25 protein-coding genes are annotated in these 25,890 nt (G+C 37.6%); 11 read left to right on the forward strand and 14 right to left on the reverse strand.

Going from position 1 to position 25,890, the window contains the following annotated elements; translation table 11 throughout:
* The first annotated feature begins 159 nt into the window (after positions 1–159).
* The 3 genes from FUA48_RS08925 to FUA48_RS08935 all read left to right on the forward strand — a co-directional run bounded on the left by FUA48_RS08925 (position 160) and on the right by FUA48_RS08935 (position 2,310).
* Positions 160–411, forward strand: coding sequence for a type B 50S ribosomal protein L31 (locus FUA48_RS08925; RefSeq protein ID WP_129749530.1), 252 nt, complete (start codon positions 160–162; stop codon positions 409–411).
* 158 nt (positions 412–569) lie between these two features.
* Complete coding sequence (locus FUA48_RS08930) at positions 570–1,745, forward strand: GlmU family protein (protein ID WP_147583205.1); 1,176 nt, start codon at positions 570–572, stop codon at positions 1,743–1,745.
* Between the two features lie 10 nt (positions 1,746–1,755).
* Positions 1,756–2,310: a thermonuclease family protein gene (locus tag FUA48_RS08935; RefSeq protein ID WP_168196959.1), complete on the forward strand. Its 555-nt coding sequence runs from the start codon at positions 1,756–1,758 to the stop codon at positions 2,308–2,310.
* A 2-nt stretch (positions 2,311–2,312) separates the two neighbouring features.
* On the opposite strand, the gene FUA48_RS08940 is transcribed toward FUA48_RS08935, so the two are convergent.
* Positions 2,313–3,923, reverse strand: coding sequence for an ABC transporter substrate-binding protein (locus FUA48_RS08940; RefSeq protein WP_147583207.1), 1,611 nt, complete (start codon positions 3,921–3,923; stop codon positions 2,313–2,315).
* 87 nt (positions 3,924–4,010) lie between these two features.
* Here FUA48_RS08940 and mtaB point away from each other — a divergent pair, with 87 nt between their 5' ends.
* A complete protein-coding gene (gene mtaB, locus FUA48_RS08945) occupies positions 4,011–5,345 on the forward strand; it encodes a tRNA (N(6)-L-threonylcarbamoyladenosine(37)-C(2))-methylthiotransferase MtaB (protein WP_147583208.1) in 1,335 nt (444 codons plus the stop codon).
* Between the two features lie 98 nt (positions 5,346–5,443).
* Here the strand turns inward: mtaB and FUA48_RS08950 are convergent, their stop codons facing one another.
* The 5 genes from FUA48_RS08950 to FUA48_RS08970 are packed head-to-tail and all read right to left on the reverse strand — an operon-like array spanning position 5,444 to position 8,406.
* Positions 5,444–5,977, reverse strand: a complete 534-nt coding sequence (locus FUA48_RS08950; RefSeq protein ID WP_147583209.1) for a DMP19 family protein — start codon at positions 5,975–5,977, stop codon at positions 5,444–5,446.
* Between the two features lie 37 nt (positions 5,978–6,014).
* Positions 6,015–6,650: a class I SAM-dependent methyltransferase gene (locus FUA48_RS08955; protein WP_147583210.1), complete on the reverse strand. Its 636-nt coding sequence runs from the start codon at positions 6,648–6,650 to the stop codon at positions 6,015–6,017.
* A 4-nt stretch (positions 6,651–6,654) separates the two neighbouring features.
* On the reverse strand, positions 6,655–7,371 hold the full coding sequence (locus FUA48_RS08960) for a 3-ketoacyl-ACP reductase (protein WP_147583211.1): 717 nt from the start codon (positions 7,369–7,371) through the stop codon (positions 6,655–6,657).
* 19 nt (positions 7,372–7,390) lie between these two features.
* On the reverse strand, positions 7,391–7,678 hold the full coding sequence (locus tag FUA48_RS08965; protein WP_147583212.1) for a GNAT family N-acetyltransferase: 288 nt from the start codon (positions 7,676–7,678) through the stop codon (positions 7,391–7,393).
* 5 nt (positions 7,679–7,683) lie between these two features.
* Positions 7,684–8,406 carry a pirin family protein gene (locus FUA48_RS08970; protein WP_147583213.1) on the reverse strand — a complete coding sequence of 241 codons (723 nt, stop codon included), beginning with the start codon at positions 8,404–8,406 and terminating at the stop codon, positions 7,684–7,686.
* Positions 8,407–8,524: 118 nt separating this feature from the next.
* Here FUA48_RS08970 and FUA48_RS08975 point away from each other — a divergent pair, with 118 nt between their 5' ends.
* Entirely contained in the window at positions 8,525–9,184 is a 660-nt protein-coding gene (locus FUA48_RS08975) for an alpha/beta hydrolase (protein WP_147583214.1), read from the forward strand.
* A gap of 66 nt (positions 9,185–9,250) precedes the next feature.
* The gene (locus FUA48_RS08980; RefSeq protein ID WP_147583215.1) at positions 9,251–10,156 is read left to right on the forward strand and encodes a lytic transglycosylase domain-containing protein; all 906 of its coding nucleotides are present in this window, start codon (positions 9,251–9,253) and stop codon (positions 10,154–10,156) included.
* 30 nt (positions 10,157–10,186) lie between these two features.
* Here FUA48_RS08980 and FUA48_RS08985 read toward each other — a convergent pair whose 3' ends face one another.
* The 3 genes from FUA48_RS08985 to FUA48_RS08995 form a co-directional block, all read right to left on the reverse strand.
* Positions 10,187–10,888: a TlpA family protein disulfide reductase gene (locus FUA48_RS08985; RefSeq protein WP_147583216.1), complete on the reverse strand. Its 702-nt coding sequence runs from the start codon at positions 10,886–10,888 to the stop codon at positions 10,187–10,189.
* 141 nt (positions 10,889–11,029) lie between these two features.
* A complete protein-coding gene (locus tag FUA48_RS08990) occupies positions 11,030–11,425 on the reverse strand; it encodes a ribonuclease E inhibitor RraB (RefSeq protein ID WP_147583217.1) in 396 nt (131 codons plus the stop codon).
* A gap of 87 nt (positions 11,426–11,512) precedes the next feature.
* On the reverse strand, positions 11,513–12,052 hold the full coding sequence (locus FUA48_RS08995) for a DUF2892 domain-containing protein (protein WP_147583218.1): 540 nt from the start codon (positions 12,050–12,052) through the stop codon (positions 11,513–11,515).
* Positions 12,053–12,220: 168 nt separating this feature from the next.
* On the opposite strand from FUA48_RS08995, the gene rpmH reads away from it, so the two are divergent.
* From rpmH to FUA48_RS09020, 5 genes are all read left to right on the forward strand, one after another.
* The gene (rpmH, locus tag FUA48_RS09000) at positions 12,221–12,382 is read left to right on the forward strand and encodes a 50S ribosomal protein L34 (RefSeq protein WP_026979292.1); all 162 of its coding nucleotides are present in this window, start codon (positions 12,221–12,223) and stop codon (positions 12,380–12,382) included.
* Positions 12,383–12,552: 170 nt separating this feature from the next.
* Entirely contained in the window at positions 12,553–15,405 is a 2,853-nt protein-coding gene (gene carB, locus FUA48_RS09005; protein WP_147583219.1) for a carbamoyl-phosphate synthase large subunit, read from the forward strand.
* 159 nt (positions 15,406–15,564) lie between these two features.
* Positions 15,565–17,607, forward strand: coding sequence for a CotH kinase family protein (locus FUA48_RS09010; RefSeq protein WP_147583220.1), 2,043 nt, complete (start codon positions 15,565–15,567; stop codon positions 17,605–17,607).
* Positions 17,608–17,715: 108 nt separating this feature from the next.
* Positions 17,716–18,687 (forward strand): ion channel, encoded by a 972-nt coding sequence (locus FUA48_RS09015; RefSeq protein WP_147583221.1) that lies wholly within the window; start codon positions 17,716–17,718, stop codon positions 18,685–18,687.
* 124 nt (positions 18,688–18,811) lie between these two features.
* Positions 18,812–19,393 carry a T9SS type A sorting domain-containing protein gene (locus FUA48_RS09020; RefSeq protein WP_147583222.1) on the forward strand — a complete coding sequence of 194 codons (582 nt, stop codon included), beginning with the start codon at positions 18,812–18,814 and terminating at the stop codon, positions 19,391–19,393.
* A 113-nt stretch (positions 19,394–19,506) separates the two neighbouring features.
* Here FUA48_RS09020 and FUA48_RS09025 read toward each other — a convergent pair whose 3' ends face one another.
* From FUA48_RS09025 to rmuC, 5 genes are all read right to left on the reverse strand, one after another.
* Positions 19,507–21,525 carry an FG-GAP-like repeat-containing protein gene (locus FUA48_RS09025; RefSeq protein WP_147583223.1) on the reverse strand — a complete coding sequence of 673 codons (2,019 nt, stop codon included), beginning with the start codon at positions 21,523–21,525 and terminating at the stop codon, positions 19,507–19,509.
* Positions 21,526–21,549: 24 nt separating this feature from the next.
* On the reverse strand, positions 21,550–22,644 hold the full coding sequence (locus FUA48_RS09030) for a hypothetical protein (RefSeq protein ID WP_147583224.1): 1,095 nt from the start codon (positions 22,642–22,644) through the stop codon (positions 21,550–21,552).
* Between the two features lie 115 nt (positions 22,645–22,759).
* The gene (locus tag FUA48_RS09035; RefSeq protein ID WP_147583225.1) at positions 22,760–23,857 is read right to left on the reverse strand and encodes a hypothetical protein; all 1,098 of its coding nucleotides are present in this window, start codon (positions 23,855–23,857) and stop codon (positions 22,760–22,762) included.
* Between the two features lie 62 nt (positions 23,858–23,919).
* Complete coding sequence (locus FUA48_RS09040) at positions 23,920–24,465, reverse strand: acyl-CoA thioesterase (RefSeq protein WP_147583226.1); 546 nt, start codon at positions 24,463–24,465, stop codon at positions 23,920–23,922.
* 11 nt (positions 24,466–24,476) lie between these two features.
* Complete coding sequence (rmuC, locus tag FUA48_RS09045; RefSeq protein ID WP_147583227.1) at positions 24,477–25,874, reverse strand: DNA recombination protein RmuC; 1,398 nt, start codon at positions 25,872–25,874, stop codon at positions 24,477–24,479.
* Positions 25,875–25,890: the final 16 nt, after the last annotated feature.

A 25,890-nucleotide genomic window follows, 5' to 3' on the forward strand; every position in this document is an offset into this window, starting at 1 on the left:
CTAAAAAAATACTATATACTATTTGATATTAAAAAAATAGTTGTACTTTTGCGCTCTGAATTAAAAAGTTTAAAAACAAAAAGTTGTAAAACGTTTACACCTTTCTGATAAGGGAAGCCGCGAAATGGTTTTGCAGCCAAACAATAAAAATTTACAAAGATGAAAAAAGGTATTCACCCAGAGAATTACAGATTAGTAGCTTTTAAAGACATGTCTAACGAGGATGTTTTCATTACTAAATCTACAGCAGATACAAAAGAAACAATTGAAGTTGACGGAGTTGAATATCCGGTTGTGAAAATGGAGATCTCAAGAACTTCACACCCTTTCTACACTGGTAAATCTAAACTTATCGATACAGCTGGTCGTATTGATAAATTCAAAAACAAATACGCTAAATTCAAAAAATAATTCTGAATTTATATATCATACAAGAGCCTTCCCGAAACGGAAGGCTTTTTTATTTTTAACGAAATGGTATCCCTGCCTAAATCTTATTGAAACTTTTTTATTGAAAAGATTTGATGTAAATTCGTGGCAGTCGCTTTTTAACGCTAATCACCACAGTAATGAACTACATATTATTTGACGGAACGGTGCGCAACGCCCTGCTGCCTTTTACATTTACAAGGCCTGTTGCCGATATTCGTGTGGGAATATTAACCATACGTGAAAAATGGGAAAAATATCTGGGCTATACCACAACCACTCTTACCGAAGAATACCTTATGGATAAATACCCAATGGTAGAGATGGAAGAGAATATTATGATTAATGCTTCTTTCCTGCCTAATGAGGTACTTGCCGAGATGGTACAAAGCCTTGAGGAAAACCAGGCTATATTTTATGGTGATGAGGTTATAGCTTTCTACACAAAAGATACTCAGGAAGAAGTAGATTTTGATAGCTATGAAGCTATTGAATATACCGAAGACTGCCTGCGAATTGAAAATCCGTGGGATATATTTAAAAATAATGATGCAGCCATAAGAGAAGACTTTGAGCTTCTTACTGCCGACAGGGTTTCGCAACCTATACCGTCGAGTGTTAATGTTATTGCTGCCGAAAACATATTTATTGAAGAAGGTGCAAAGCTGGAATTTGTAACACTTAATGCTTCAACCGGACCAATATACATTGGTAAGGATAGTGAGATTATGGAGAACTCTGTAATCCGTGGGCCGTTTGCGCTTTGCGAAGGTGCTCAGGTAAAATTAGCTACAAAAGTATATGGAGCAACTACGGTTGGTCCTCATTCAAGAATAGGGGGAGAGGTAAGTAATTCGGTACTGTTTGCTTATTCAAACAAAGGTCATGATGGTTTCTTAGGGAATTCAGTGCTTGGTGAATGGTGTAACCTAGGTGCTGATACCAATAACTCTAACCTTAAGAATAATTATGAGGAAGTAAAACTGTGGAGCTATGAAAAGGAAGGTTTTGTTAGGACCGGACTTCAGTTTTGCGGACTTATGATGGGAGACCACAGTAAATGTGGTATCAATACCATGTTTAATACTGGTACAGTAGTAGGGGTGAGCGCCAATATTTTTGGTAGCGGATTCCCTCGCAACTTTGTACCAAGCTATTCTTGGGGAGGAGCTTCAGGCTTCACTACCTATATTACTAAAAAGGCTTTTGAAACAGCACGTATTGTAATGTCAAGACGTAATGTAGAGTTTACCGAACAGGATGCTGCCATACTGGAGCATGTGTTTGAGGAAACCAAAAAATGGAGAAAAGAATAATTATACAGGTTTGAGAAAAAAATCTAATCGGAATAAAACGAAACTGGGAAGCCTGCTGTTATTGCTGGCTTTCTTTTTTTATTTTGTTGTTGTAAAGAATAATGACTTTACAAAACCCGAAAGTCCTGAGACCGCACACGATACAGAGTTAACCCAATTTACGGGTAAAGTAGTGTCGGTAAGTGATGGCGATACATTTAAGGTTCTCTATAAAGGAAAAAAAGAAAGGATACGCCTGCTGGATATAGACTGTCCTGAAACGGGACAACCGTTTGGTAAGGAAGCGAAGCAATATGCTAATAGCTTATGTTATGGTAAAACGGTAACCGTAAAGGCCGATGGAGGTCGTGACCAGTATGGACGGATATTAGGATATGTATATGTAAATGATACGATTAATGTAAATGCCCAACTGGTTAAGGAAGGACTGGCATGGCGTTACAAATATTCTGAAAACGAAAGTTTAAAGGAACTTGAAACTCAGGCAAAAAAACAGTATAAAGGATTGTGGGTACAGCAAAACCCTATCAATCCGTGGGAATGGAGAAAAAATAACCACAAGTAGCTTTATTCATTCTTATCCTTTCTGGTTGTTTTTAATGTAAGCAGGTTTAGCGGGTTAATTCCTAGTCCGTTTACATCATTACCTGTAAAACGGGCAGCCTTATCATAAAAAAGGACAATTACAGGAGCTTCTTCCATGACTATAGCATCCAGCTGTTTATAAATCTCCTGACGTTTTTTATCATCAGTTACTAAAAAGCTTTGCTCGTATAACCTGTCAAACTCTTCGTTTTTAAAGTGAGTATAGTTAGGTCCTCCGGGAGAGAAGTTCTTGCTGTAAAATAGAGAGAGATAATTTTCGGCATCAGGGTAATCGGCTATCCAGCTGGCTTTAAAGAAAGAAACTTTTCCGGTAGAAATGGCCTGCGAAAGGGTAGAAGGCGGATTAACATCAACCTCTACATTTAATCCTATTTTTTGCCATTCACGTTGCAGGTATTCGGTTATATCAAGGTAAGAGGCACTGGTACTTATCTGTATCTTAGGATTCTTATCTCCTGTTTCTGTTTTATAGGAAGCCACAAGCTCCCTGGCTTTGGCTGGATTGTAATTATAGCCTTCGCAACCAAAGCCACCAAGCCCGGTAGGTATCATTCCGTTGGTGCCGGGAGTACCCATTCCGTTCCTTAGGTACATAATCATTTTAGCACGGTCAAAACCATAGTTAAGTGCCTGGCGTATTCTTTTGTCTTTTACAGCATCATCCGGACCGTCCAGTCTGAATCCCATATACTCTGTATTAAGATAAGGCCCTGTAATCATAGAAACCTTATCAGTATATTTTGGCTGAAGCTGTCCTTTTGGAGTTAATATTTCATCTTTATAAGAAGGGTCTAAGCCAGAGACAAAATCCTGTTTACCCTGAACGAACTGAAGAAAACCACTTTGCTTGTCGGGTAAAAAAGTAATTGCTACAGCTTCCAGATAAGGCAGTTGGTTACCCTGCTCGTCCTTTTCATAGTATAAAGGATTTTTTCTCAGAACGAGTTTAACATTCTCTTCCCATATCTTGAATTGAAAAGGACCGGTACCAATAGGATTTGACCTGAAGTTGTAACCCTGTTTTTCAAAAGCTTCATGAGGTACCACAGAGGCATACTTCATGGTTAGCAGTCCTAAAAAGGCAGGAAAGGTTTTGTTGAGCTGTATTTCAAAAACCGAATCGTTTACAGCATAAAATTTCTCAACATTTTGTAGTATCCATCTTCCGGGAGCGGCTACCTGTTCATCCAATAAACGGTTAAGGCTATAGGTAAAGTCGGCTGCTTTTACAGTACGGGTACTGTCACTGCCAAATAAATCACTTTTATGAAAGTATACATCATTTCGTAGTGTGAAAGTATAGGTTTTTCCGTCTTCGGATATTTCCCATCTTTTAGCAATGTCCGGTTTTATATTCAGGCTGTCGTCAAGCTGTACCAGTCCGCTAAACATTTGGTTACAAACCCAAATAGACGGCCTTATGCGCGAAAAAGCAGGGTCAAGAGAGTTTACGGCGGCATTTTCGTTATACCTGAAAACAAGATGGTCGCGGTTTTGGCTTTTGTCGCCGGAGCAGGATATAAAAAGGAGAAATAAGCAACAAATTGATATATAGGTTATTATTGATTTCATCAAGTCGATTTTTGTATGTAAATTTGCAACCTCTTTTTTGTAGAGGTAAATATAATTAAAGTTACAGCTTTACAAGGAGCTTATACAATGGAAAACAGGAAAAAAGTCGCTTTTTATACTTTAGGATGTAAACTGAATTTTTCAGAAACATCTACTATTGCCCGCAGTTTTCAGGACGAAGGATTTGATCGTGTTGATTTTGAAGATGAGGCTGATATTTATGTTATCAATACCTGCTCGGTTACAGAAAATGCCGATAAGCAGTTTAAACAGATAGTAAAAAAGGCGATAAAGAAGAATGAGAAGGCTTTTGTGGCGGCAGTAGGTTGCTATGCACAGTTAAAACCGGAGGAGCTTGCTGCTGTAGACGGCGTTGACCTTGTACTTGGTGCAACAGAGAAATTTAAGATTACCGATTATATAAACGACCTTTCTAAAAATGATATGGGTGAGGTGCATTCCTGCGAAATATCGGAGGCCGATTTTTACGTAGGAAGTTATTCTATAGGCGACCGTACCCGTGCTTTTTTAAAGGTGCAGGATGGTTGTGATTATAAATGTACTTATTGTACCATTCCGTTGGCAAGGGGTATTTCAAGAAGTGATACTTTAGAGAATGTACTTAAAAACGCCAAAGAAATATCTGAACAGAATATTAAGGAAATAGTTCTTACCGGTGTAAATATTGGAGATTACGGAAAAGGTGAGTTTGGTAACAAAAAGCACGAACATACTTTTTATGAGTTGGTTCAGGCATTAGATAATGTTGAAGGTATTGAGCGTTTAAGGATTTCGTCTATCGAGCCTAACCTGCTTAAAAATGAGACCATAGAATTCGTTTCCCAAAGCCGTACGTTTGTGCCGCACTTCCATATACCATTACAATCGGGTAGTGATGATATCCTTAAACTGATGAGGAGACGTTACCTGCGCAATGTGTATACAGAACGTGTATCTAAAATAAGGGAGGTAATGCCACACGCCTGTATTGGTGTGGATGTTATTGTTGGTTTCCCTGGTGAAACCGATGAGCATTTCCTGGAAACGTATAACTTCCTTAACGAACTGGAAATATCTTACCTGCATGTGTTCACTTATTCTGAAAGGGATAATACACCTGCTGCCGAGATGGATGGAGTAGTACCTATGAACGTGAGAAGCAAACGAAGCAAAATGCTTAGGGGGCTTTCGGTTAAAAAACGCCGTGCGTTTTATGAAAGCCAGATAGGTACCACCAGAACGGTATTGTTTGAAGGTGAAAACAAGGAAGGTTATATTCACGGATTTACAGAAAATTATGTAAAAGTAAAGACACCTTGGAATCCGGAACTGGTAAATACCTTACACGAAATAAAACTTACCAAAATTGATGAAGACGGTATAGTAAGAATGGAGTTTGTAAACGAGCCTGTTTTCGTTTAATAAGTTTTCCATTTCGAGCGAAGTGCAACGAAGTCGAGAAATATCAATGATAAATATATAAAACCCTGCTTTTTAGCAGGGTTTTTATTTAAGGAGTGTTATCTCTCAATTTTTCTTCCGATGAACTTTTCCAGTTCAGTGTACATATCTTCAATAGACATTACTTTTAGATCCGGATGGTTTCTTAACCATTGGGCATTAAGTGTTACTAATGCTTCAGGAATTTCAAAATAAGTGTCGTCATCTATTTTATCCTTTATAGGACTCTTGCCAAATTCCTGATCCATAAAGCCATCAAACTCCTTACGGGTAAGTGAATCGATTTTTTCTGTCTGCATTCTAAAATAATCCAAATTCGCCTGAGAACCTACCTTTTCAAAAGCTTGTTCAAGCATCTCGTTAAGGTTTTCGGTCCATTGTGAGTTATATACAAACTTGGCAAAACCATCGGTATTTACCTGCGAGGTATAATAATCAAGATAATAGCTTATAAGAGCATCTTCATGTATATCTTCGTCTGCTACACCTTCTTCACGAAGCAGGTTTATCACTGCTATATTAGAGTTGATAATAGCATTGGTGTCTTCGCTGTTAAAAGCATTTTCAGAAACAATTATCTTGTCAAATTTCATGTGTATCAAAATTATTTGCCGTAAAGGTAGCAATAAGTTATAACTCCAGTGTTATAAGCCTTTTCTCTATGGTTAACTTTTTAAACTCTAATTTTTCCCTAATCCACTCCAAGGCATTGCGGTGATACATAAAAACATGGGTATGGTCGTTTTTGTAATACCAGCTTCCAAAATCCCTTTTCTCATCAAACAGGTCGGTCATGAGGTAAAGTTTACCGTTAGGAAGTAACAGACTTTTTAGAAGCTCAAATTCCTTAAAGGGCTCTTTAAAATGTTCGGCTACTTCGGTGCAGGTTACATAGTCATATTGCTTTTTAAGCAGTTCCGGATTATTGTGAAAATAAAGATCGTACTGCTCAATGTGGTAATTGTTATCTTGTAGTACCTTCACAATAGGTGACCCGGTTCCCGATCCAAAATCCAGTCCGTGATGTTCTGGTGAAAAATCCCTGTGAACAGCATTTGTTACTGGGCTTACAAAATTCTGATAGCCCAAATCCTCGGGATTATTGTTATGGTGTTTGTAATGAGCTTCTTCCTGAGCCGGACTTAAATAATCTTTAGGGTGCAGAAAAACAGAAAGGCAAAGGGAACATTGTAAAAATTCCCTTTGCCTATGTGTGTAAAAGCTTTTAGATGTACCGTTGCATAACGGGCAGTAAAGGCTTTCCATATTTTTATGGATTAGTAGACCAAATACCACTTTCCTTAATAAATACCCTGCGGTTTAGTTTTAGTTGGGATACAATCAGTTCGGCAATATCCTCTGCCTGCATAACCTTTTCCGGATTACCATCAGTAAGATTAAGGTTAATGGCCATATCAGTTGCTACTGTACTAGGAGTTAATGCTGTTACCCTTATATTGTGCTTACGTACTTCCTGCATTAGCGATTCTGTTAAGCCCATAACAGCAAACTTAGAAGCACTGTATGCACTTGTTATTGGTGCACCTTTCAGTCCGGCAGTAGAAGAGATGTTTATAATATCTCCGCCCTGTTGCTCAATCATACCCGGCAGTACAGCCCTTGTGGCATAATAAATACCGAAAAGATTTACTTTGATAATATTTTCAAATTCTTCGGGAGCGAGGTCAAGGAATTTGCCAAATTTACCTATACCGGCATTGTTTATAAGAATATCTATGGTTTTGAACTCGCCCAGAACTGTGTTCACTGCCTGATTAACTGATTCTATATTGGCAATATCAGCAGTTACTATAACTGTTTTTACACCATAAGGTTCGATTTCTTTAGCAACCTGCTCTAAATCGGTTTTAGTACGTGCCAACAGTGCTACATTAACGCCTTCGGCAGCTAGGGCAATTGCTACAGCTTTGCCAATACCTTTTCCTGCACCTGTAATAAGCGCATTCTTTTGTTTTAAATTTTGCATTATATTAATAAATAGATGTTTAGATCCTTATCCCCGGAGGAAGCATCTCCTTGTATTTGGGATTCTTTTTAAAAAATGCAGCAATTTTTGGATATGTAGGTACCACCCTTAATCTTTTTTCTTCGGCAATCGCCAAAATTTCTTTTAAAAAATCAGAAACTATCTCATCATCTTCATCCACACCTTCAGGCACATTAATTTTTGTAAGGAAAATTTTCCTCTCCTGGCCTGAGTATTCTACCGACATCATTTTGTCGTCTACCATAGTTTCAAACTGTCTCGAGAATTCGTTGTCTTTAATTTCCATAGTTTTTAGTTAAACTTCATTGGAACCTCGATTACAAGTATTTTAGACTCTTTGTTTACTTTAATGTCAAAGCTGTCAAATTCTACAATACCATAAGCATCGCGTTCCCTGATGGTTTCATTATTAATCTCAATTTCTCCGTCTATCAGAAAAAGGTAAACTCCGTTTTCAGGAATTTTTAAGTCATAAGTGGTAGTGGTTCCTGCATCAAAAATACCGAGATTTAGAAAAGCCTGCTGGTGTATCCATAGGGCATTTCCGTCATTTTTATCCTGTGGGGATACTACGGTAACAAATGCATTTTTATTTTTTTTAAGGTCAAAGCCTTTTTGGTCATATCGTGGTGTAACATTATCTTTTTCCGGGAAAATCCATATCTGCAATGTTTTGGCCTGATCCGTCTCGCTGGCATTCATTTCGCTGTGCTGTATACCTGTTCCGGCACTCATTACCTGTACTTCTCCAAATTTCACAGTAGCTTCATTTCCCATACTGTCGCGATGCGTAAGCCCGCCTTCCAAAGGTATGGTAATAATTTCCATATTTTCATGAGGATGGGTGCCAAATCCTGTTCCTCCTGCTATAGTATCATCATTTAGTACGCGCAGCATACCAAACTGTACCATATCAGGGTTGTAGTAGTTGCCAAAAGAGAAAGAAAAGTTAGCTTTTAGCCAATTATAATTTGCAGTTCCTCTTTTGTTTTTAGGAAATATCCTGTGTCTCATAAATTATTGATAAATTAAAACTGGGCGCAATTTGCGTGTCGATAAAAAAGTTTAATTTTATACAAATTTCGTAATAAAATTTGATAAATAGCGTCTTTTTGGCGTTAAAACACAAAGAATGGAGAAGATTCCTGTATATTTTATGCCCGGGCTGGCAGCCAGCCCCAAAATATTTGAAAATATAAAATTACCTGAAGACAGGTTTGAAATGTACTTTTTAGAGTGGATTTTACCGGAACCCCATGAACCATTAGAGAGTTATGCCAAACGTGTGGCTGCTAATATCAAACATGAGAACCCGGTATTGGTGGGAGTTTCGTTTGGTGGTATTTTGGTACAGGAAATTTCACGCATTATAGAAGCCAGAAAGGTAATTATTATTTCGAGTGTAAGATCGAGCCTTGAATTCCCCAGAAGGATGCGTTTTGCAAAAATGACAAAAGCCTACAGGATGTTTCCAACCTCCTTAATGGAAAAGGTAGACTGGTTGGCCCGTGTGTCTTTTGGTAACAATATGATTACCAGGAAACTCAATTTATATGAAAAATATATGTCCTTTAGGGATAAGAAATATCTCGATTGGGCGTTTGAAACTGTGATAACATGGAACAGGGCAGAAGCTGATGAGAAAGTAGTACATATACATGGTACTGCCGATGAGGTTTTCCCTGCAAAGTATATTAAAAGCTATATTCCTGTTAAGGGAGGTACTCATATTATGATAGTTAACAAATATAAATGGCTTAATGAAAATTTACCTGCGTTAATAGAGGGTTAGGAACGGTTTTTGTAACTTTACAGTAACCAAAGGAAGAAGAAATTAATCACAAAATACTATATTGAAATGGAATGGATGAAGAAAGCCGGGGTTGTAGCCTCGGTGATATTGGTGGGCGGAGCAACTTTTCACGCTGTAACGGATAAGGAGACAGCAAAAAATAAGGAAAACACTACTACTGAAATTATAAATTACTTTCCTGCTAAGGCAGATTTTGCCGGAGAGGAAGTACCATTGCATATAATAGATGTAAAAGAGAGGCTGGACAGGGAGCTAATGGTAAATGCCAATCTTCATGCCTCTACACAGCTTATTTTAAAAAGGGCTAACAGGGCGTTTCCTGTTATTGAACCTATTTTAAAAAAGTATGGTGTTCCTGATGATTTTAAATACCTTGCCGTTATAGAGAGCGGACTTGTAAACGCAGTTTCTCCTGCAGGAGCGAGGGGAGTATGGCAGTTTATGCCGGCTACCGGAAGAGAATATGATTTAGAGATCAATGATTATGTAGACGAACGTTATGATTTAGAAAAATCTACTGAGGCTGCGTGCAGGTATCTTGTGTCGGCTAAATCAAGGCTAGGTTCGTGGACAATGGCTGCGGCATCTTATAACGGTGGTGTTGCAGGGGTGAACAGGCAGGTTGATTTTCAGCAGGAAGGAAATTATTACGATTTATTGCTGACTGAAGAAACCTCACGTTATGTTTTCAGGATACTTGCATTAAAAGAAATTATGCAGGATCCGCTTAAATTTAATTTCAGGTTATTGCCTGATGATTTGTATCCTGTAATTCCTGTAAAGAAAATTCAGGTTAGCTCTTCAATACCCGATCTTGCTGTTTTTGCAAAAGAGCAGGGTGTAAATTATAAGATATTAAAACTGCATAACCCATGGATGAGGGACAGGAAACTGGATGTTAAATCAGGAAAAACATATACAGTAGAAATTCCTTTACAGGGATATTACTAAAATAAAAAAAGAGCGCTTAGCGCTCTTTTTTTATTTTACGGCTATAGTTTCTTTTACTAATTCTTTACCCAATACAATAGTAGAAAGTCCGTCAAGGTAAGAATTGTAATTTAAGGTATATGCTTTTCTGTATGTCGTGCGTTTTGGGCTTAGCTTAATCCCGCATCGTCTTATGTCTACAATATTTTTGTCTTCGTCCAAATAGAAACTGGTTGGAAAACCTAAGGTGTGTTTGATTGCGGCTATTGCCGATTCATCATTCTTATAGGTCTCGTGTGCATAGCATACCGTGATATTGTGATTGAACTTGCGGGCTATTTTTTTCATATCGTGCCTGCGGTTCCAAAACACTACTACAAATTTTACATCTCTGCCATATCTTTTTGCCAGTTTATTTAAGGCAGGAATTTCTCCTGGACTGGTAACACACCATGAGGCATAAGTAATAAGGATTATGGGTTTTTTCTCTTTACTGAACTTAAATTTACCGCCTCGTACTTTTTTAAATACAAATTCGTCAAATCTTGTTCCGGTAAGTCTGTTTTCTACAAGGGAGTCAAACAGGAATTTTCCTCTCTCAAAGTCACCCTTGCGGTAAGCTATAGCGCTCTCACGTTTGTACTGCTTAAGGTCGACCTTTATGGCATCGGAAAAATAATGAAGACTATCGCTCTGACTGTGGCACAGGAGCGGAAAAAGCAAAATTACTGTTAGTAGTAATAATCTTTTCATAAGCCTTAACAATTTTATTGTATAAAAATAGTTAAAATTTATGTAAAATCATATTTTGTCAAGAAGAATATACTAAGTGCAAAAAAAAACCGCTGAACGACAATTTGTAGGATTCTTTTTATGTAAAACGTAGTTTTATATTTATTTTTCAATTGATGTTTCCCAGCCGTCGTAGTCTCCATTAAATGCATGGGCTTTATTATTCAAAAATAAGGTGACTTGTTTAATTAAGGTAATGTCGATTATATTAATATTTGATATATGAAGTGAATAAGCTAAATCGCCTAGGGATTTATCATAAGATTTATTTTCAATTTTAAAATCATTTAATATTTCTTGTATAAAAAGGTCTCTGTCGTATTCTGATTTAAAATATATCCAGTAGTCTATTTGTCTTGGTATTGAATGATTGTCTCCATAACTTTTAAGAGCTTTTATTACCTTTTCATCTGGAGATAGGTGTTGTTCTGGACTATTTTTTTTACTCTTTGAAAATGGGTTTAAAGTAGAGATTAAAGATATTAATGCTTTTTTCATATATTATTTGTAATGCAGTATTAATCAAATATAGAAAATAAAAAAGACCACCTAAGCAGGTGGTCTTTCAATTGTAAAAAGTATATTTTAATATCTTCTCATTTGTTGCTGGGGGCCTTTTTTCATTTGTGCCTTCATCATAGCAATCTGGTCTTTAAGCATTCCCTGTTTGTCAAGTTTCTTAGCCTCGCCAAGTAGCTTCTCAGCTTCTATCTTCCTATTCTTTGTCATTGCTATACCTGCAAGGTTAAGTTTTGCCATTGCAAGATCCTGATCCATGCTAAGTCCAAGCTCTACGGCTTTCTTTAGGTATTTTTCGGCAGCATTAAGGTTTGTTTGTGAAACCATAAGTCCGTGAAGGTAATTGTAGTATCCCTGTTGTTTTCTTACTAAGGCCGCTTCAGGATTTTTTATTTTGTTAAGCCATTTAGTAGCTCCCTCAAAATCCTGTTTCCTTAATTTAAGGAAAGCCATAACAATTATTTCGTTTTTAAAATATAGTAAAATGAAGATAAGCGAAAGCAGTATAAGGAAAATACCATTGCCTATATTGTTTTCGGTAAACTGCCATACAGCAGTTATAACTATTAAAGCAGCTAATATCAGCTTAATGTTTTTGTTGAACATAATTATTTTTTAATTTTGTGACTGCAAAGGTAAGAAAATGAATTAAAAATATTTTCCTAAAACCACTTGCAGGAAAAAAAAGTCTTCGTATATTTGCACGCGGTTTTAGGATACCAGATTCTGAAAGCTCGACGAAGATATTCAATTAAGATTTAAAGATACAAAGCAATGAGTAAGAGAACGTTTCAACCATCAAAAAGAAAAAGAAGAAATAAGCACGGTTTCATGGAAAGAATGGCTTCTGCCAACGGTAGAAAAGTGCTTGCTCGCAGAAGAGCTAAAGGAAGACATAAATTAACTGTTTCCAGCGAACCAAGACATAAAAAATAATGTTTTTGTTTAGAAAATATATAAAGGTGTTACTTATTAAGGGTAACGCCTTTTTTTATACCTAAGCGAAATTTTGCCCCCAAATAAAGGGGGATTTTTTTAAAATAATAATAGTAACTTTGCAAAGTTTCTCACACAGGGAACGATAATTACAACTACTTACATATACAATGCCGAAAGACAGTTCTATCAAATCAGTTTTAATCATAGGTTCAGGGCCAATCATCATTGGTCAGGCCTGCGAGTTTGACTACGCCGGTTCACAGGCGGCAAGATCTTTAAGGGAAGAGGGAATTGAAGTAATTCTTATCAACTCTAATCCAGCAACAATCATGACCGACCCTTCGATGGCCGATCATGTGTATCTTAAACCTCTTACCACCAAATCTATTATTGAAATCTTAAAGGCGCACCCTAATGTTGATGCTGTACTGCCTACAATGGGAGGACAAACTGCACTTAACCTTTGCCTTGAAGCGGAAGAAAAAGGAATTTGGGCTGATTTTAATGTAAGACTTATAGGTGTTGATATTAACGCTATTAACATTACAGAAGACAGGGAGCAGTTTAAACAGCTACTTGAAAAAATTGAAATTCCTGCAGCTCCGGCTAAAACAGCTAACTCTTTCCTTAAAGGTAAAGAAATTGCACAGGAGTTTGGCTTCCCGCTTGTAATACGTCCTTCGTTTACGCTGGGTGGTACAGGGGCAGCTTTTGTACACAAAGAAGAAGATTTTGACGAACTGCTTACACGCGGACTTGAAGCTTCTCCTATCCATGAGGTACTTATCGATAAGGCACTTTTCGGATGGAAAGAATATGAGCTTGAGTTACTTCGTGATAAGAATGATAACGTGGTTATCATCTGTTCAATCGAAAATATGGATCCAATGGGTATCCACACAGGAGACAGTATTACTGTAGCTCCGGCAATGACCCTTTCTGATACAACATATCAGAGAATGAGGGATATGGCAATAAAAATGATGCGCAGCATAGGTAACTTTGCAGGTGGATGTAACGTTCAGTTTGCGGTTAGCCCTGATGAGAAAGAAGATATCGTGGCAATTGAAATTAATCCTCGTGTATCGCGTTCTTCTGCCTTAGCATCAAAAGCAACAGGTTACCCAATTGCAAAAATTGCTTCTAAGCTGGCACTTGGTTACCACCTTGACGAATTAATGAACCAGATTACTAAGTCGACTTCAGCTTTATTTGAGCCTACACTTGACTATGTAATCGTAAAAATACCTCGTTGGAACTTCGATAAATTTGAAGGTGCAGACAGAACTCTTGGACTTCAGATGAAATCGGTAGGTGAGGTTATGGGTATCGGACGTTCGTTCCAGGAAGCTCTTCACAAAGCTACCCAGTCTCTAGAAATTAAGAGAAACGGTCTTGGTGCAGACGGTAAAGGTTATACCAACTACGAGCAGATTATAGAAAAGCTTACTTATGCAAGCTGGGACAGGGTATTCGTAATTTATGATGCAATCCAGATGGGCATACCATTAAGCCGCATCCACGAAATTACAAATATAGATATGTGGTTCCTTAAGCAGTATGAGGAGCTTTACACTCTTGAAAAAGAAATATCTACTTTCACTATAGATACTTTACCTAAAGAATTACTTCTTGAGGCTAAGCAAAAAGGATTTGCCGACAGGCAGATTGCCCACATGATGAAATGTCTTGAAAGTCAGGTGTATAACAAACGTGAGGAAATGGGTGTTAAGCGCGTTTACAAACTGGTTGATACCTGTGCGGCAGAGTTTAAGGCACAAACTCCTTACTACTACTCAACTTTTGAAGCTGAAATTGAAAAGGCAGACGGTACTAAATATGTATCTAACGAGAGTGTTGTTTCCGACAGGAAAAAAGTTATCGTACTAGGGTCAGGTCCTAACAGGATTGGTCAGGGTATCGAGTTTGACTACTCTTGTGTACACGGTGTACTTGCAGCGTCTGAGTGTGGTTATGAAACTATCATGATTAACTGTAACCCTGAAACTGTATCGACTGACTTTGATACTGCAGACAAACTTTACTTTGAGCCTGTTTTCTGGGAACATATTTACGACATTATCCGCCATGAAAAACCTGAGGGTGTAATTGTACAGCTAGGAGGGCAAACAGCTCTTAAGCTTGCTGAGAAACTTGACAGGTATGGTGTTAAGATATTAGGTACAAGCTTTGAGGCGCTTGACCTTGCTGAAGACAGAGGACGTTTCTCTGAACTACTATCAGAATTAAAAATACCATTCCCTAAGTTTGGTGTGGCTGAAAGTGCAGAAGAGGCTTCTAAACTTGCAGATACTTTAGACTTCCCTCTACTTGTAAGACCATCTTATGTACTAGGTGGACAGGGTATGAAAATCGTAATAAACAAGAAAGAACTTGAAGAGCACGTTATCGACCTACTTAAGAGTATACCGGGTAACAAGCTACTTTTAGACCACTATCTTGATGGTGCTATAGAAGCTGAGGCTGATGCAATTTGTGACGGAGAAGATGTATACATCATCGGTATCATGGAGCACATTGAGCCATGTGGTGTACACTCTGGTGACAGTAACGCAACGCTACCTCCATTCAACTTAGGAGAGTTTGTAATGCAGCAGATAAAAGATCATACTAAGAAAATCGCAGTAGCGCTTAAAACAGTAGGTCTTATCAATATACAGTTTGCAATTAAGGATGATGTTGTTTACATCATCGAGGCAAACCCAAGAGCATCGAGAACGGTTCCGTTTATCGCAAAAGCTTACGGTGAGCCTTATGTAAACTATGCAACTAAAGTAATGTTAGGCGAGAAAAAAGTAAAAGACTTTACTTTTAACCCTCAGCTTAAAGGATATGCTATCAAGCAGCCGGTATTCTCTTTCAATAAATTCCCGGGAGTAAACAAGAAACTGGGTCCTGAAATGAAGTCTACAGGTGAAAGTATTCTTTTCATAGAAGATCTTAAAGACGATCAGTTCTACGAACTGTACTCAAGAAGAAAAATGTACCTAAGCAGATAATACCTGGTATATATAAGTTAAAGCCCGCTTTTTAGCGGGCTTTTTTATTATGTCGCCTTTTTTACCATCTCTTTTTGTAGAAATAATTCTAGTGTTTACCTACGGTTAAGTTAATATGATATATTTGTTAAAAATACACGAAACCAACTAGTTAAAAACATGAATTTAATTTTTACCCGAAAGCATTTGCTTGCTGTTATGCTATTGCTGCATGTAATAGTGTTTGGACAGGTTACTTTCACCGATAGTAATCTTCCTATTGTTATTATTAATACGGATATCGATCCTGAGACGGGGCAGCCTACTGAGATTCCGGATGATCCTAAGGTATGGGCCGATATGAAGATTATTTATCATACCGATGGTACCCGTAATTATATGACCGATCAGGATAATGCTGATTTTCTGGATTATGATGCCCGAATTAAGATAGAGCTTCGAGGATCGACATCACAGTGGCTGGAGAAAAAACAATACGGCTGGACTACCTATGATAATGATGGTAACAAGCAAAAGGTGAGCATACTGGGCATGCCAAGTCAAAACGACTGGATACTTAACGGCCTTGCTTATGATGCTACATTAATGAGAGATTACCTTATATACAATCTTTCAAGAGAGATGGGGCAGTATGCTTCCCGTACCCAATATTGTGAAGTTATTATTAACGGAAATTACAGAGGGTTATATGTACTTCAGGAAAAACTGAAGGATGACTCTAAAAGAATCAATATTGAGGAAATAACAGAAGACGACAATTCAGGTGCGAACCTTACCGGAGGTTATATTACAAAGGCTGATAAAACGACAGGAGGAGATCCTGTGGCATGGGTTATGGCATCGGACGCTCAGGATACCGATTTTATACATGAGTTACCTAAGCCTGAAGATGTTACTGAAGAACAGAATGTATATATACACGGTCAGTTTACCGCATTAGAAACGGCAGCTCATAATGATAATGCTGGTTTGGAAGATGGCTTTCCGTCTATTATAGATGTACCTACTTTTGTTGACTTTATGATACTTAACGAACTATCATCAAATGTTGATGCCTACCAAATTAGTACCTTTTTTCATAAAGATAGAGGAGGTAAGCTTAGGGCAGGGCCGGTTTGGGATTTTAACCTGAGTTTTGGTCATGATGAGTTTGGAGACAGAAGTCATCCGGATATATGGCAGTTTGATAACGGAGATAATGAAGGGCCGAGATTTTGGAAAGAACTTTTTGAAAATGCAGAGTTTAAATGCTACCTGTCCAGACGCTGGAATACACTTACAGCAGAAGGAAATACATTAAGCTACAATAATCTTAGTGATTTTATTGATGAAACTGTTGATTTGATTAGTGAAGCGGCTGCAAGAGAGCAATTACGTTGGGGTACTGTGCCTAACCATCCGGCAGAAATAACTTCGCTTAAAAGTTTTATATCAGAAAGGATAGACTGGATAACCGATAACGTAGGTACATTTTCGGCATGTGCTGATGTAGAGCTTCCATCGTTAGTTATTAACAGGATTAATTATCATCCGGGAGAAACAGAAGAGTTTCCGGAATCTGATGATTTGGAGTTTATAGAGATCAGAAACACAGGAGCCGAAACAGTTAACCTTACAGGAGTTTATCTTAGCGAATTGGGTATATCCTACCAGTTTCAGGCAAATGCTACTCTTGAGGCAGGTGAGTGGCTGTTTTTAGCCAGTAACCCGGAGGTTTTTGAGCAGCGATATGAAACAACAGCCTTTGATAAGTTTGAGCGTAACCTATCAAACAGTACACAGCGACTGGTACTTGCTGATGGCTTTGGAAATATAATTGATGAAGTGGAATATGATGATGATTCTCCCTGGCCGGATGCAGATGGTAACGGCAGTTATTTATTGCTAACAGACACTTCTCTTGATAACAGCCTTGCTTCAAGCTGGACTGCAGTTGCCGAAGGGTCACTAAGTATAGAAAATTTTACAGAGTCTGCTAAACTAGTGCTATATCCTAACCCGGTAAGTAATATATTATTGGTTAGAGCCAATACAGATATTACTGGAATTAATGTTTACGATATTTATGGTAAACTTTTATTGTCGGTAAGTCCTACAGCTATTAATGCAGAAATAGATTTTAGTGTTTATCAGTCTGGTATTTACATGGTAAACATTACTACAGGGCAGGGAACAACCAGTAAAAAAGTAATTAAAAAATAGTTTTATAATTTTTGTTTCACAAAGAATCCTGCTGAAAGGCAGGATTTTTTATTGTGGTAAGGAGCGGTTTAAATTTTTTATATTTGATGAATCAATTACCATCAATCAATGAATGTTTTTAAAGGAATAATAAACACCAAAGCAAAGACCGACAGTAATACCGGTTTCAGTACAAACCCTTCTACTTATGGAGGCCGTTTTATAAATAAAGACGGTACTGCCAATATAGAGAAGCAGGGAATACCATTCTTAAGCCGTATAAGCTGGTATCATATGATGCTTAATATGCCGGCCTGGAAGTTTATTGCAGTACTTTTTACTTTTTATGCTGGGATTAATTTCATTTTTGCGGCCTTGTACTACCTGATAGGTTTGGAGTATTTAGATGGGGTTGGAAATTATGGCTCTGAATGGGTTAAGTTTGGTAAGGCCTATTTTTTTAGCGCACAAACATTTACTACAGTTGGATACGGACATATTAGTCCTAATGGTTTTTTTACAAGTGCCCTGGCGGCTACAGAAGCCCTTACAGGACTTTTAAGCTTTGCTATAGCTACAGGTTTGTTTTATGGGCGTTTTAGCCGTCCTAAGGCTTTTTTGAAGTTCTCAAAGAATGGGGTTGTTGCTCCCTATAAGGATATCAATGCTTTTATGATTAGGCTTGCTCCTTATAAAAATACCAACCTGATAGATGCTGAAGCACGTATGACCCTTGGTATGAGCATTTATGAAAACGGACATATGGTTACCAAATTTTATACGCTGAATCTTGAGCTGCAAAAAATAAATTCACTTACATTAAGCTGGACACTTGTACATCCTATTACAGAAGACAGTCCCTTTTACGGCTTTACAAAAGAAGATTTTGAAAATACCGAAGGTGAAATTATAGTATATATAAAAGCATTTGATGACCTTTTCAGTTCTACTGTTGCCACAACTACTTCCTATTTGTTTGATGAGATTGAATATGGGGCTAAGTTTGAGATAATGTATAACGAGAACGAAGATAATACTACAACCATATTGCATCTTGATAAGATAAATGCGCATAAAACAGCCGAATTAAACAAATACTAATTCAAAACTGCAAAATACTAAGTAAGCTATGCCCTATACTAAATAGGGTATAAGTTTTAGGTTTTTATAAAGTTACTTTGTAATGTATAATCACAAACTTTAACTAAGCCAAAAACGAAAGCTTATGAAAAAATTATTACTATTATCAGCATTAATGGGAACGTTTAGCCTTATGGCTCAAACAACCCATCACATTACCAATTGGGCTATGGGCATTCCTAGTAACGATGCTACATTAACTATAGACCAGGGTGACACAGTAGAGTGGACCTGGAGTGACAGTACTCCTCATACCGTAACTTCTCAGGCGGGTAGTGCTGAGAGTTTTGATAGTGGTACAATTACTGGTATTGGCCAAACCTATTCTCATACTTTTACCGAAGTGGGAAATAATCCGTACAGATGTAGTTTTCATGCCAGTATGCAGGGTACAATTACAGTGGAGGAAGTATTGGGCGTGGAAGATGTAAGCAAAGTTTCTTTTGAATATTTTCCAAACCCTACAACAGATATACTAACAATTAATGCAGCGGATGTTATTGATAATATCGCTGTGTATGATATGAGCGGTAAACTTATGATGCAGGCTTCAAATGCCGGTAACTCTAACAGCAAAATTTATTTTCAGGATTACAATGCAGGCACTTATTTAGTAAAAGTTACTGTAGCAGGGCAAACAAAAACAATATCTGTAGTTAAACAATAAACATCAGTTTTTCTTTAATAAAGCAAGTGTGTGTGTGAAAAAGCCTGTTCGATATCGAACAGGCTTTTGTGTTATTACTCAAATAAAAGACTAACAGGTATTCTCTTAGTTGATTATTCTTTAATAATTTTAGTTGTAAAATATTTCCCGGTATTGTCTTTAAGTATAATGCCATAAGTACCTTGTGCCAGGTTCTCTACAGGAATCGTATTATCGGTTACCTGTATTGTGCTCACAACTTTTCCGTTAAGGCTATAAATGGTAGCGCTAACAATTTCATTATTCTGCATATCTGCTTTTATATAGCTTTTTGCAGGGTTAGGGTAAAGAGTGAGAGATATTTTTTGCGTTTGTAGCGTTCCTAATGTCTCTCCTTCCGTAACATGAGTTGTCTGGTTAATAGTAGGATTGTTTATTACATCTATCAAACCTGATGGCCATTTTATAACCAGTTGGTCTACGGTTTCTGTTTGCCCTAAACCAAAATGTACGTTAAGTGAACTCATGTATTCAAAACTGTCACCACTTCTAACATCACGTATCTGTTGTGTCCATGTTCCTCCTGTAGCATGTATCTCAACTCTGGCGCCTATACCGTTTCGGTTACTTTCGTTACCTTCAAGGGTAATTTTCATCCAGTTATTATCATTACCGTTGTTAAACAGAATTTTATTTCCATTATAAATATCCAGGAATCCGTCATTATTTAAGTCACCTATAGGGCCGCTGCCGCCAGGAACTATCATAGGAGAAAAAGTCATGTCACCATTGTTTAGCATTATGGTGTTACTTCCTCCAAAAACGTCAATAAAACCATCATTATTAAAGTCATGAGCAAAATGGTCGTGTGTCATACCGTTAAATGTTTCAAAGCCGGTTCCTGCCGTAACATCTGTAAAAGTGCCGTCTCCATTATTATGCATAAGTTTATGATGTCCGCTAGCAAATGAACTGGCACCTACAAATGCATCCATATATCCGTCATTATCATAATCTCCCCATGCAGATGACCATGTTTGTACCATATCTGCCATGTTAGATTCGTTAGTTGTGGCACTGGCTACTGTAGTAAAAGTCATATTTCCATCATTGCGGTGGAGTTCGTTCATGGCTGCCAGGTCTCCACCACCTCTGCATTTTGCAATAAAGAGATCCTGATCGCCGTCATTATCATAATCTACCCAAATAGAACCGTAATTTCCTCCTTCCGAATAATCACCAAGGCCTCCCTGAATAAATTCATAACCACCTTCGCCATCATTAAGGAAATAGACATTAGGAGCAATATCATGACAAACAAAGGCATCCAGATTACCGTCGTTATTGATGTCTACAAAATTTGTTCTTTGAGAGAATAAAGAAAAATTTGACGGAGACTCGATTATATCGGAGAAAGCGGTGCCGTCTTCATTAGCGAGCATAATTGTTGCTCCATAAGTATTGCCATAAAGGAGGTCGTTATAACCATTTTTATCAAAGTCGCCCGCAGCCATGCTCCAGCCTGGCATAAACTGTGTATTGGGAGCTGTAAGTGCTGCACTGGTAAATCCGGAACCATCCTGGTTTTGATAAAGTACATGTACAGTTCCGTTAGAAGGTGCTACTATGTCATCAAGATAATCACCGTTAAGGTCGGTAACGCATATTTTGTAATCGCCATCTAAACTTATGTTTTGTGTTGCGAACATAGGTAACTGGAAAACGGTTTCCGTAACAGTGAAAATAAAGTCATTTTCTTCCCATCTGTTGTCAAAAGCGATGTAATAAGTTTCTTCGGCAACAGCACTAAAAACAACAAGAGATGTAAGGCTTCCTCCGTTGTCGTCATCACTTGCAATACAGTTTAAGCTACCGCACTCGCCGGAATATACCATGACCCTGGTGTCATGATTTGGTTGACCAGCGATATTGGTAGATATGATAACGTTGTGGTCTTCTGTCCCGGTATAGCTATACCAAATACCCATAGTAGGGGATCCGTCTTCTAAGCAGTTTACAGGAACTTCGCTTCCTGTAGTAAATGTTGCATTATATTGGCCTTCGCCAATAGGAACTGCCTGGTCGCAGCTTTGCTGGGCATGCAGGATACAGCAGCCCGATAAAGCTAATAGTAATGTAATTCTTTTAAGCATAGTTTAGTTGATTTGATTTTTGGTCTAAGGGCATGGTTCTTCCATGCTGTTAATCCATTCTTTAAAAAGATCCAGCGCTTCCTGATGTTTTATAGTCCTGCCTAGTAAAGGCATCCTTTCGTTTTCTGTTACAGAGTTTAATCTGTAATACATTTCAGAACGTTCAGAATTCCCCTTGGTAATAATGTGAGTTAAAGAGTTATTTATAAATTCTTCAGGCTCTACACATATCCCTAAGTTGGTAGGATTTGTAGTCTCATTAAATGCTAATCTTATTGGTCGGTAATCACAATGTGACCCTTCGCGGTGGCAATGGGCACAGTTAATGTCGAGGTATGAACGAACCCTCAGTTCAAGAGGCTGAGTTTCGTCTTGCCAGTCTATAGTAGTAATAATGTTATCAGGTAAATTGTTTTGTAAATAGCCGGCTTGTGCCCATTTTGTAAGTTGGTTTTTACTGCCGTCGCTATAATTAAAAAGCTTGTTTAGGTTTTGTGGTTTAGGTCCTATAGGCACTGTGTCCTGTTCTGACTTATGACAAGTATAGCACTCTACCTTAGAAGGAATTCTGTAGTTGGTGCTTTTATTCTCACCATTTTCCATCCATGAGATGTTTGTATAACTACCATTCATGTTAAGAGTTGCCTCGGTTTGGTCATCATTCCATAGATAATTGGCCAAAATCCATTTTTCTCCTTTTTTAATCAGAAGTCGGGTTTCAATTATTCTGGTTTTATTTTCCGGTAGTACATTGTCATAGTAAAAGTTTTTGATGAGTACACTCCCCGAAGGAAAGTTAAGTACTTCGCTGTCGCTGATGTATTGCGCCTTTACATTATCCGGCATCCATACAAATCTTTTTTTGTGGGCATAATCAGTAAATAGGGTACTATTTAAATCATATGGCAACACTCCTTTTACGGGTTCAAGATTTTTAATATCACCCTCAAAAAAATTATAGTCGGAAAGTTTAGGGTAAGGTACTGTATTAAGATCCAGTACAACAGGAGAAGAATCTGGTACTTCGGAATATTCTTCCGAGTCATCTTTTCCACATGAGGAAAAAGCGGTAATTAAAGATATATATAAAGATATCTTTATAATAAGGTGTTTTTTCATATAGTTATATTAGCAATTTTTATAATAAAATAACAAATATATAATAAAACACTAACCGATAAACAAAAGTGTGTTAAAACTTATGTATTTGGTTTTTAGTGTTATATGTAAAACACTATTCGCAGTCTCTTGGCATAGAATTAATCCAAGCTTTAATAAGTTCTACACCCTCTTCATCACGTATTGTTCTACCCAATAACGGCATTCTCATTTCCATGCTTTCGCTTTTCATTCTTGTATAAACCAGCGAAATATCACTATTACCCGGAGCAAGTAAATAAACCTCATTGCCTACAACAAAATCCTGCGGTTCTATACACTTTCCTAGATTTGTAAGGTCGTTTGAAGCATTAAAGGCAAAATTCATATCGGTATAATCACAAAAACCTCCCGGTGTATGGCAATGCGCACAATTAATGTCAAGATAAGATTTTGCTCTAATGTCTAACGGAAGAGATGTGTCTTTCCAGTCTACAGTAGATACTATTTGTTGTGGAAGGTTGTTTTCAAGATATCCTGTATTAATCCACTTTTGGAGCTGATTTTGAGTTCCCTCTCCATAATTAAAAAGTTTGTTGATGTTTTGAGGCTTAGGGCCAATAGGTGTAGCTACTTCATTTGAACCATGGCAGGTAAGACATTGATCTAGTGCAGGGATTTGATACTCTGTACTTTTTTCTATACCGTTCTCATTCCATGTTAATTGTTGTGTTGCGTCTAATACATTGTAAACTGCTTCAGTCTGTTCATCATTCCATACATAGTTTGCAAACATCCAGCCGTCTGCTTTTTTAATCATTAATCGTGTTTCGATGATTTTAGTAGTATTGTCCGGTAACAGATTGTCGTAATAAAAGTTTTTTATCAGTACAGTACCTGTAGGAAAGTTAAGTGGTGAACTGTCAGACTCATATGAAGCTTTTACTCCTGCAGGCATCCATATAAATCTCTTCTTTTTTGCATAATCAGTAAAAAGAGTACTGTTTAAATCGTATGGAATTACCCTGAAAACAGGCTCTAAGTTTTTCATTTCACCTTCAAAAAAGTTATAATCTGATAACTTAGGATAAGGTACGGCATCAAGGTCTAAAACTACCGGAGATTCATCGGGAATTTCGGTATAGTTTTCCTTATCATCCGATCCGCATGATATAACTATAGAGGTTGTTGCTAAAAGTATAACGAAGGTCGATAAAAAGTAAAATTTTCTCATTTTTGCTACCTTAAAAATAGTGAAAGGATAGCAAATATATATAAAAAATAAAAAGAATCGTATTATAGGTCTAGTTTAACGTTATAAAGATTAAGGCCCTCTAACGCCTCCGGAGTTGTGTGGTCAAATGTTTCCTCATGCATATTCCTTTCTTTTTTTAAGGCAATACGCCTTACGGAATTATAAAAGCGCCTTACTTCTTCCAGATTAGAAAGTATAAGTGTAGGTACTTTTACATTGTTACCGTTTTCATCTTTGGCAACCATTGTAAAATAAGAAGAGTTACAGTGTTTTACCTTGCCGGTTTGTATGTTTTGTGAAGTAACGCGTATACCTACCACCATAGAGCTGCTGCCTACATAGTTTACCGAAGCTTTCATGGTAACAAGTTCGCCTATCTCTATAGGGTTTAAAAAATCTACCGTGTCTACAGAAGCCGTTACACAATAGCACCCTGAGTATTTAGATGCGCACGCAAAAGCAATCTGGTCCATAAGCATAAGTATATAACCTCCGTGTATCTTTCCGCTGAAATTGGAATGGGAGGGAAGCATCAGTTCAGATATTGTAACTTTTGATGCACTTACTTTTTGTACGCTTACAGTCATTTTTTGTTGTATTATAGGTTAGGTAACTCGTTGTCTGTATCTTCTTCTTCACTGCCTCCGGAAAGTAGTGCCCTGTTAACTATATTGTCAGGAAGCGATTTTTTGGCTTTTGCTCCCATCTTTTTAAGTTTTTCTATACTGGTAATTATATTACCGCGCCCGTCAACCAGTTTATTCATGGCGCCTTCATAGGCTTTTTTACCTTCTTCCATCCTTTTGCCTACCATGATCAGGTCGCCTACAAAGCCTTCAAATTTGTCATATAAAGCACCTGCCTGTCGGGCTATCTCATATGCATTTTCCTGTTGCTTCTGGTTTGTCCACATACTGTCTATAGTGCGAAGCGTAGCCAGTAAAGTACTAGGGGTTACAATAACAATATTGCGTTCAAAAGCTTTATTGTAAAGTGTAGCGTCTTCGTTAAGCGCAATGGCAAAAGCAGGTTCTATAGGTATGAAAAGCAATACAAAATCAGGGCTTTCCATTTTGTATAGGTCATGATAGTTTTTATCACTAAGCTGATCTACGTGTCTTTTTATGGAGCCTATGTGTTCTTTTAAATGGAGTGTTTTAGCAATCTCGTCTTCTTCATTTACATAACGCTCATAAGCTACTAAAGATACCTTTGAGTCCACAATCATTTTTTTACCATCCGGAAGGTTAATTACAACATCGGGTTGTATACGGTTTCCTTCTTCGGTAGTATAGCTAACCTGTACCTCATATTCACGACCTTTTTCAAGGCCCGATTTTTCCAGAACACGTTCCAGTATAAGCTCACCCCAGTTACCCTGCATCTTACTGTCACCTTTAAGGGCTTTGGTAAGGTTAAGGGTTTCGCGGCTCATTTGTTCGTTCATTTCACGAAGGCCTAATATCTGCTGGCGTAATGCTGCATGATAATCTATACTTTCCTTATGGGTATCTTCAACTTTCTTTTCAAACAGGTGTATTTTTTCCTGCAGGGGAGAAAGTATGTTTTTCATGTTTTCGCGATTCTGTTCAGTAAACTTGGTCGATTTCTCTTCCAGGATCTTATTGGCAAGATTTTCAAATTCTTTGGTAAATTTTTCCCTTAGCTCTTCTGTTTCCTGACGCTGTTCACGCATACGTTCCAACAGATTGTCAAAATCAGTTTCCTTTTTAGTAAGCTGTACAGTAAGGGCATCCTTTGCCGTGCGTAAATCGTCACGCTCTGCAATTGTCTGTATTATCTGTTTTTCAAGTCCGGTTCTGTCATTAACGGCCTGTTGTTTAAGTTGCTCTATAGTTAAGGTAAGGCTGTTATTACGCTCTTCCAGTACTTTTCTGTCTGAAACGGATTTTGATGAAAATATAAGTTTGCCAAGGTAAACTCCTATAGCTAAGGCAATAATAAAGGCAGATAATAAAGTAATGGTATCAGGCATTTGAAGTGTATTTGCT

This window comes from Flavobacterium alkalisoli (assembly GCF_008000935.1).
Classification (GTDB): Bacteria; Bacteroidota; Bacteroidia; order Flavobacteriales; family Flavobacteriaceae; genus Flavobacterium; species Flavobacterium alkalisoli.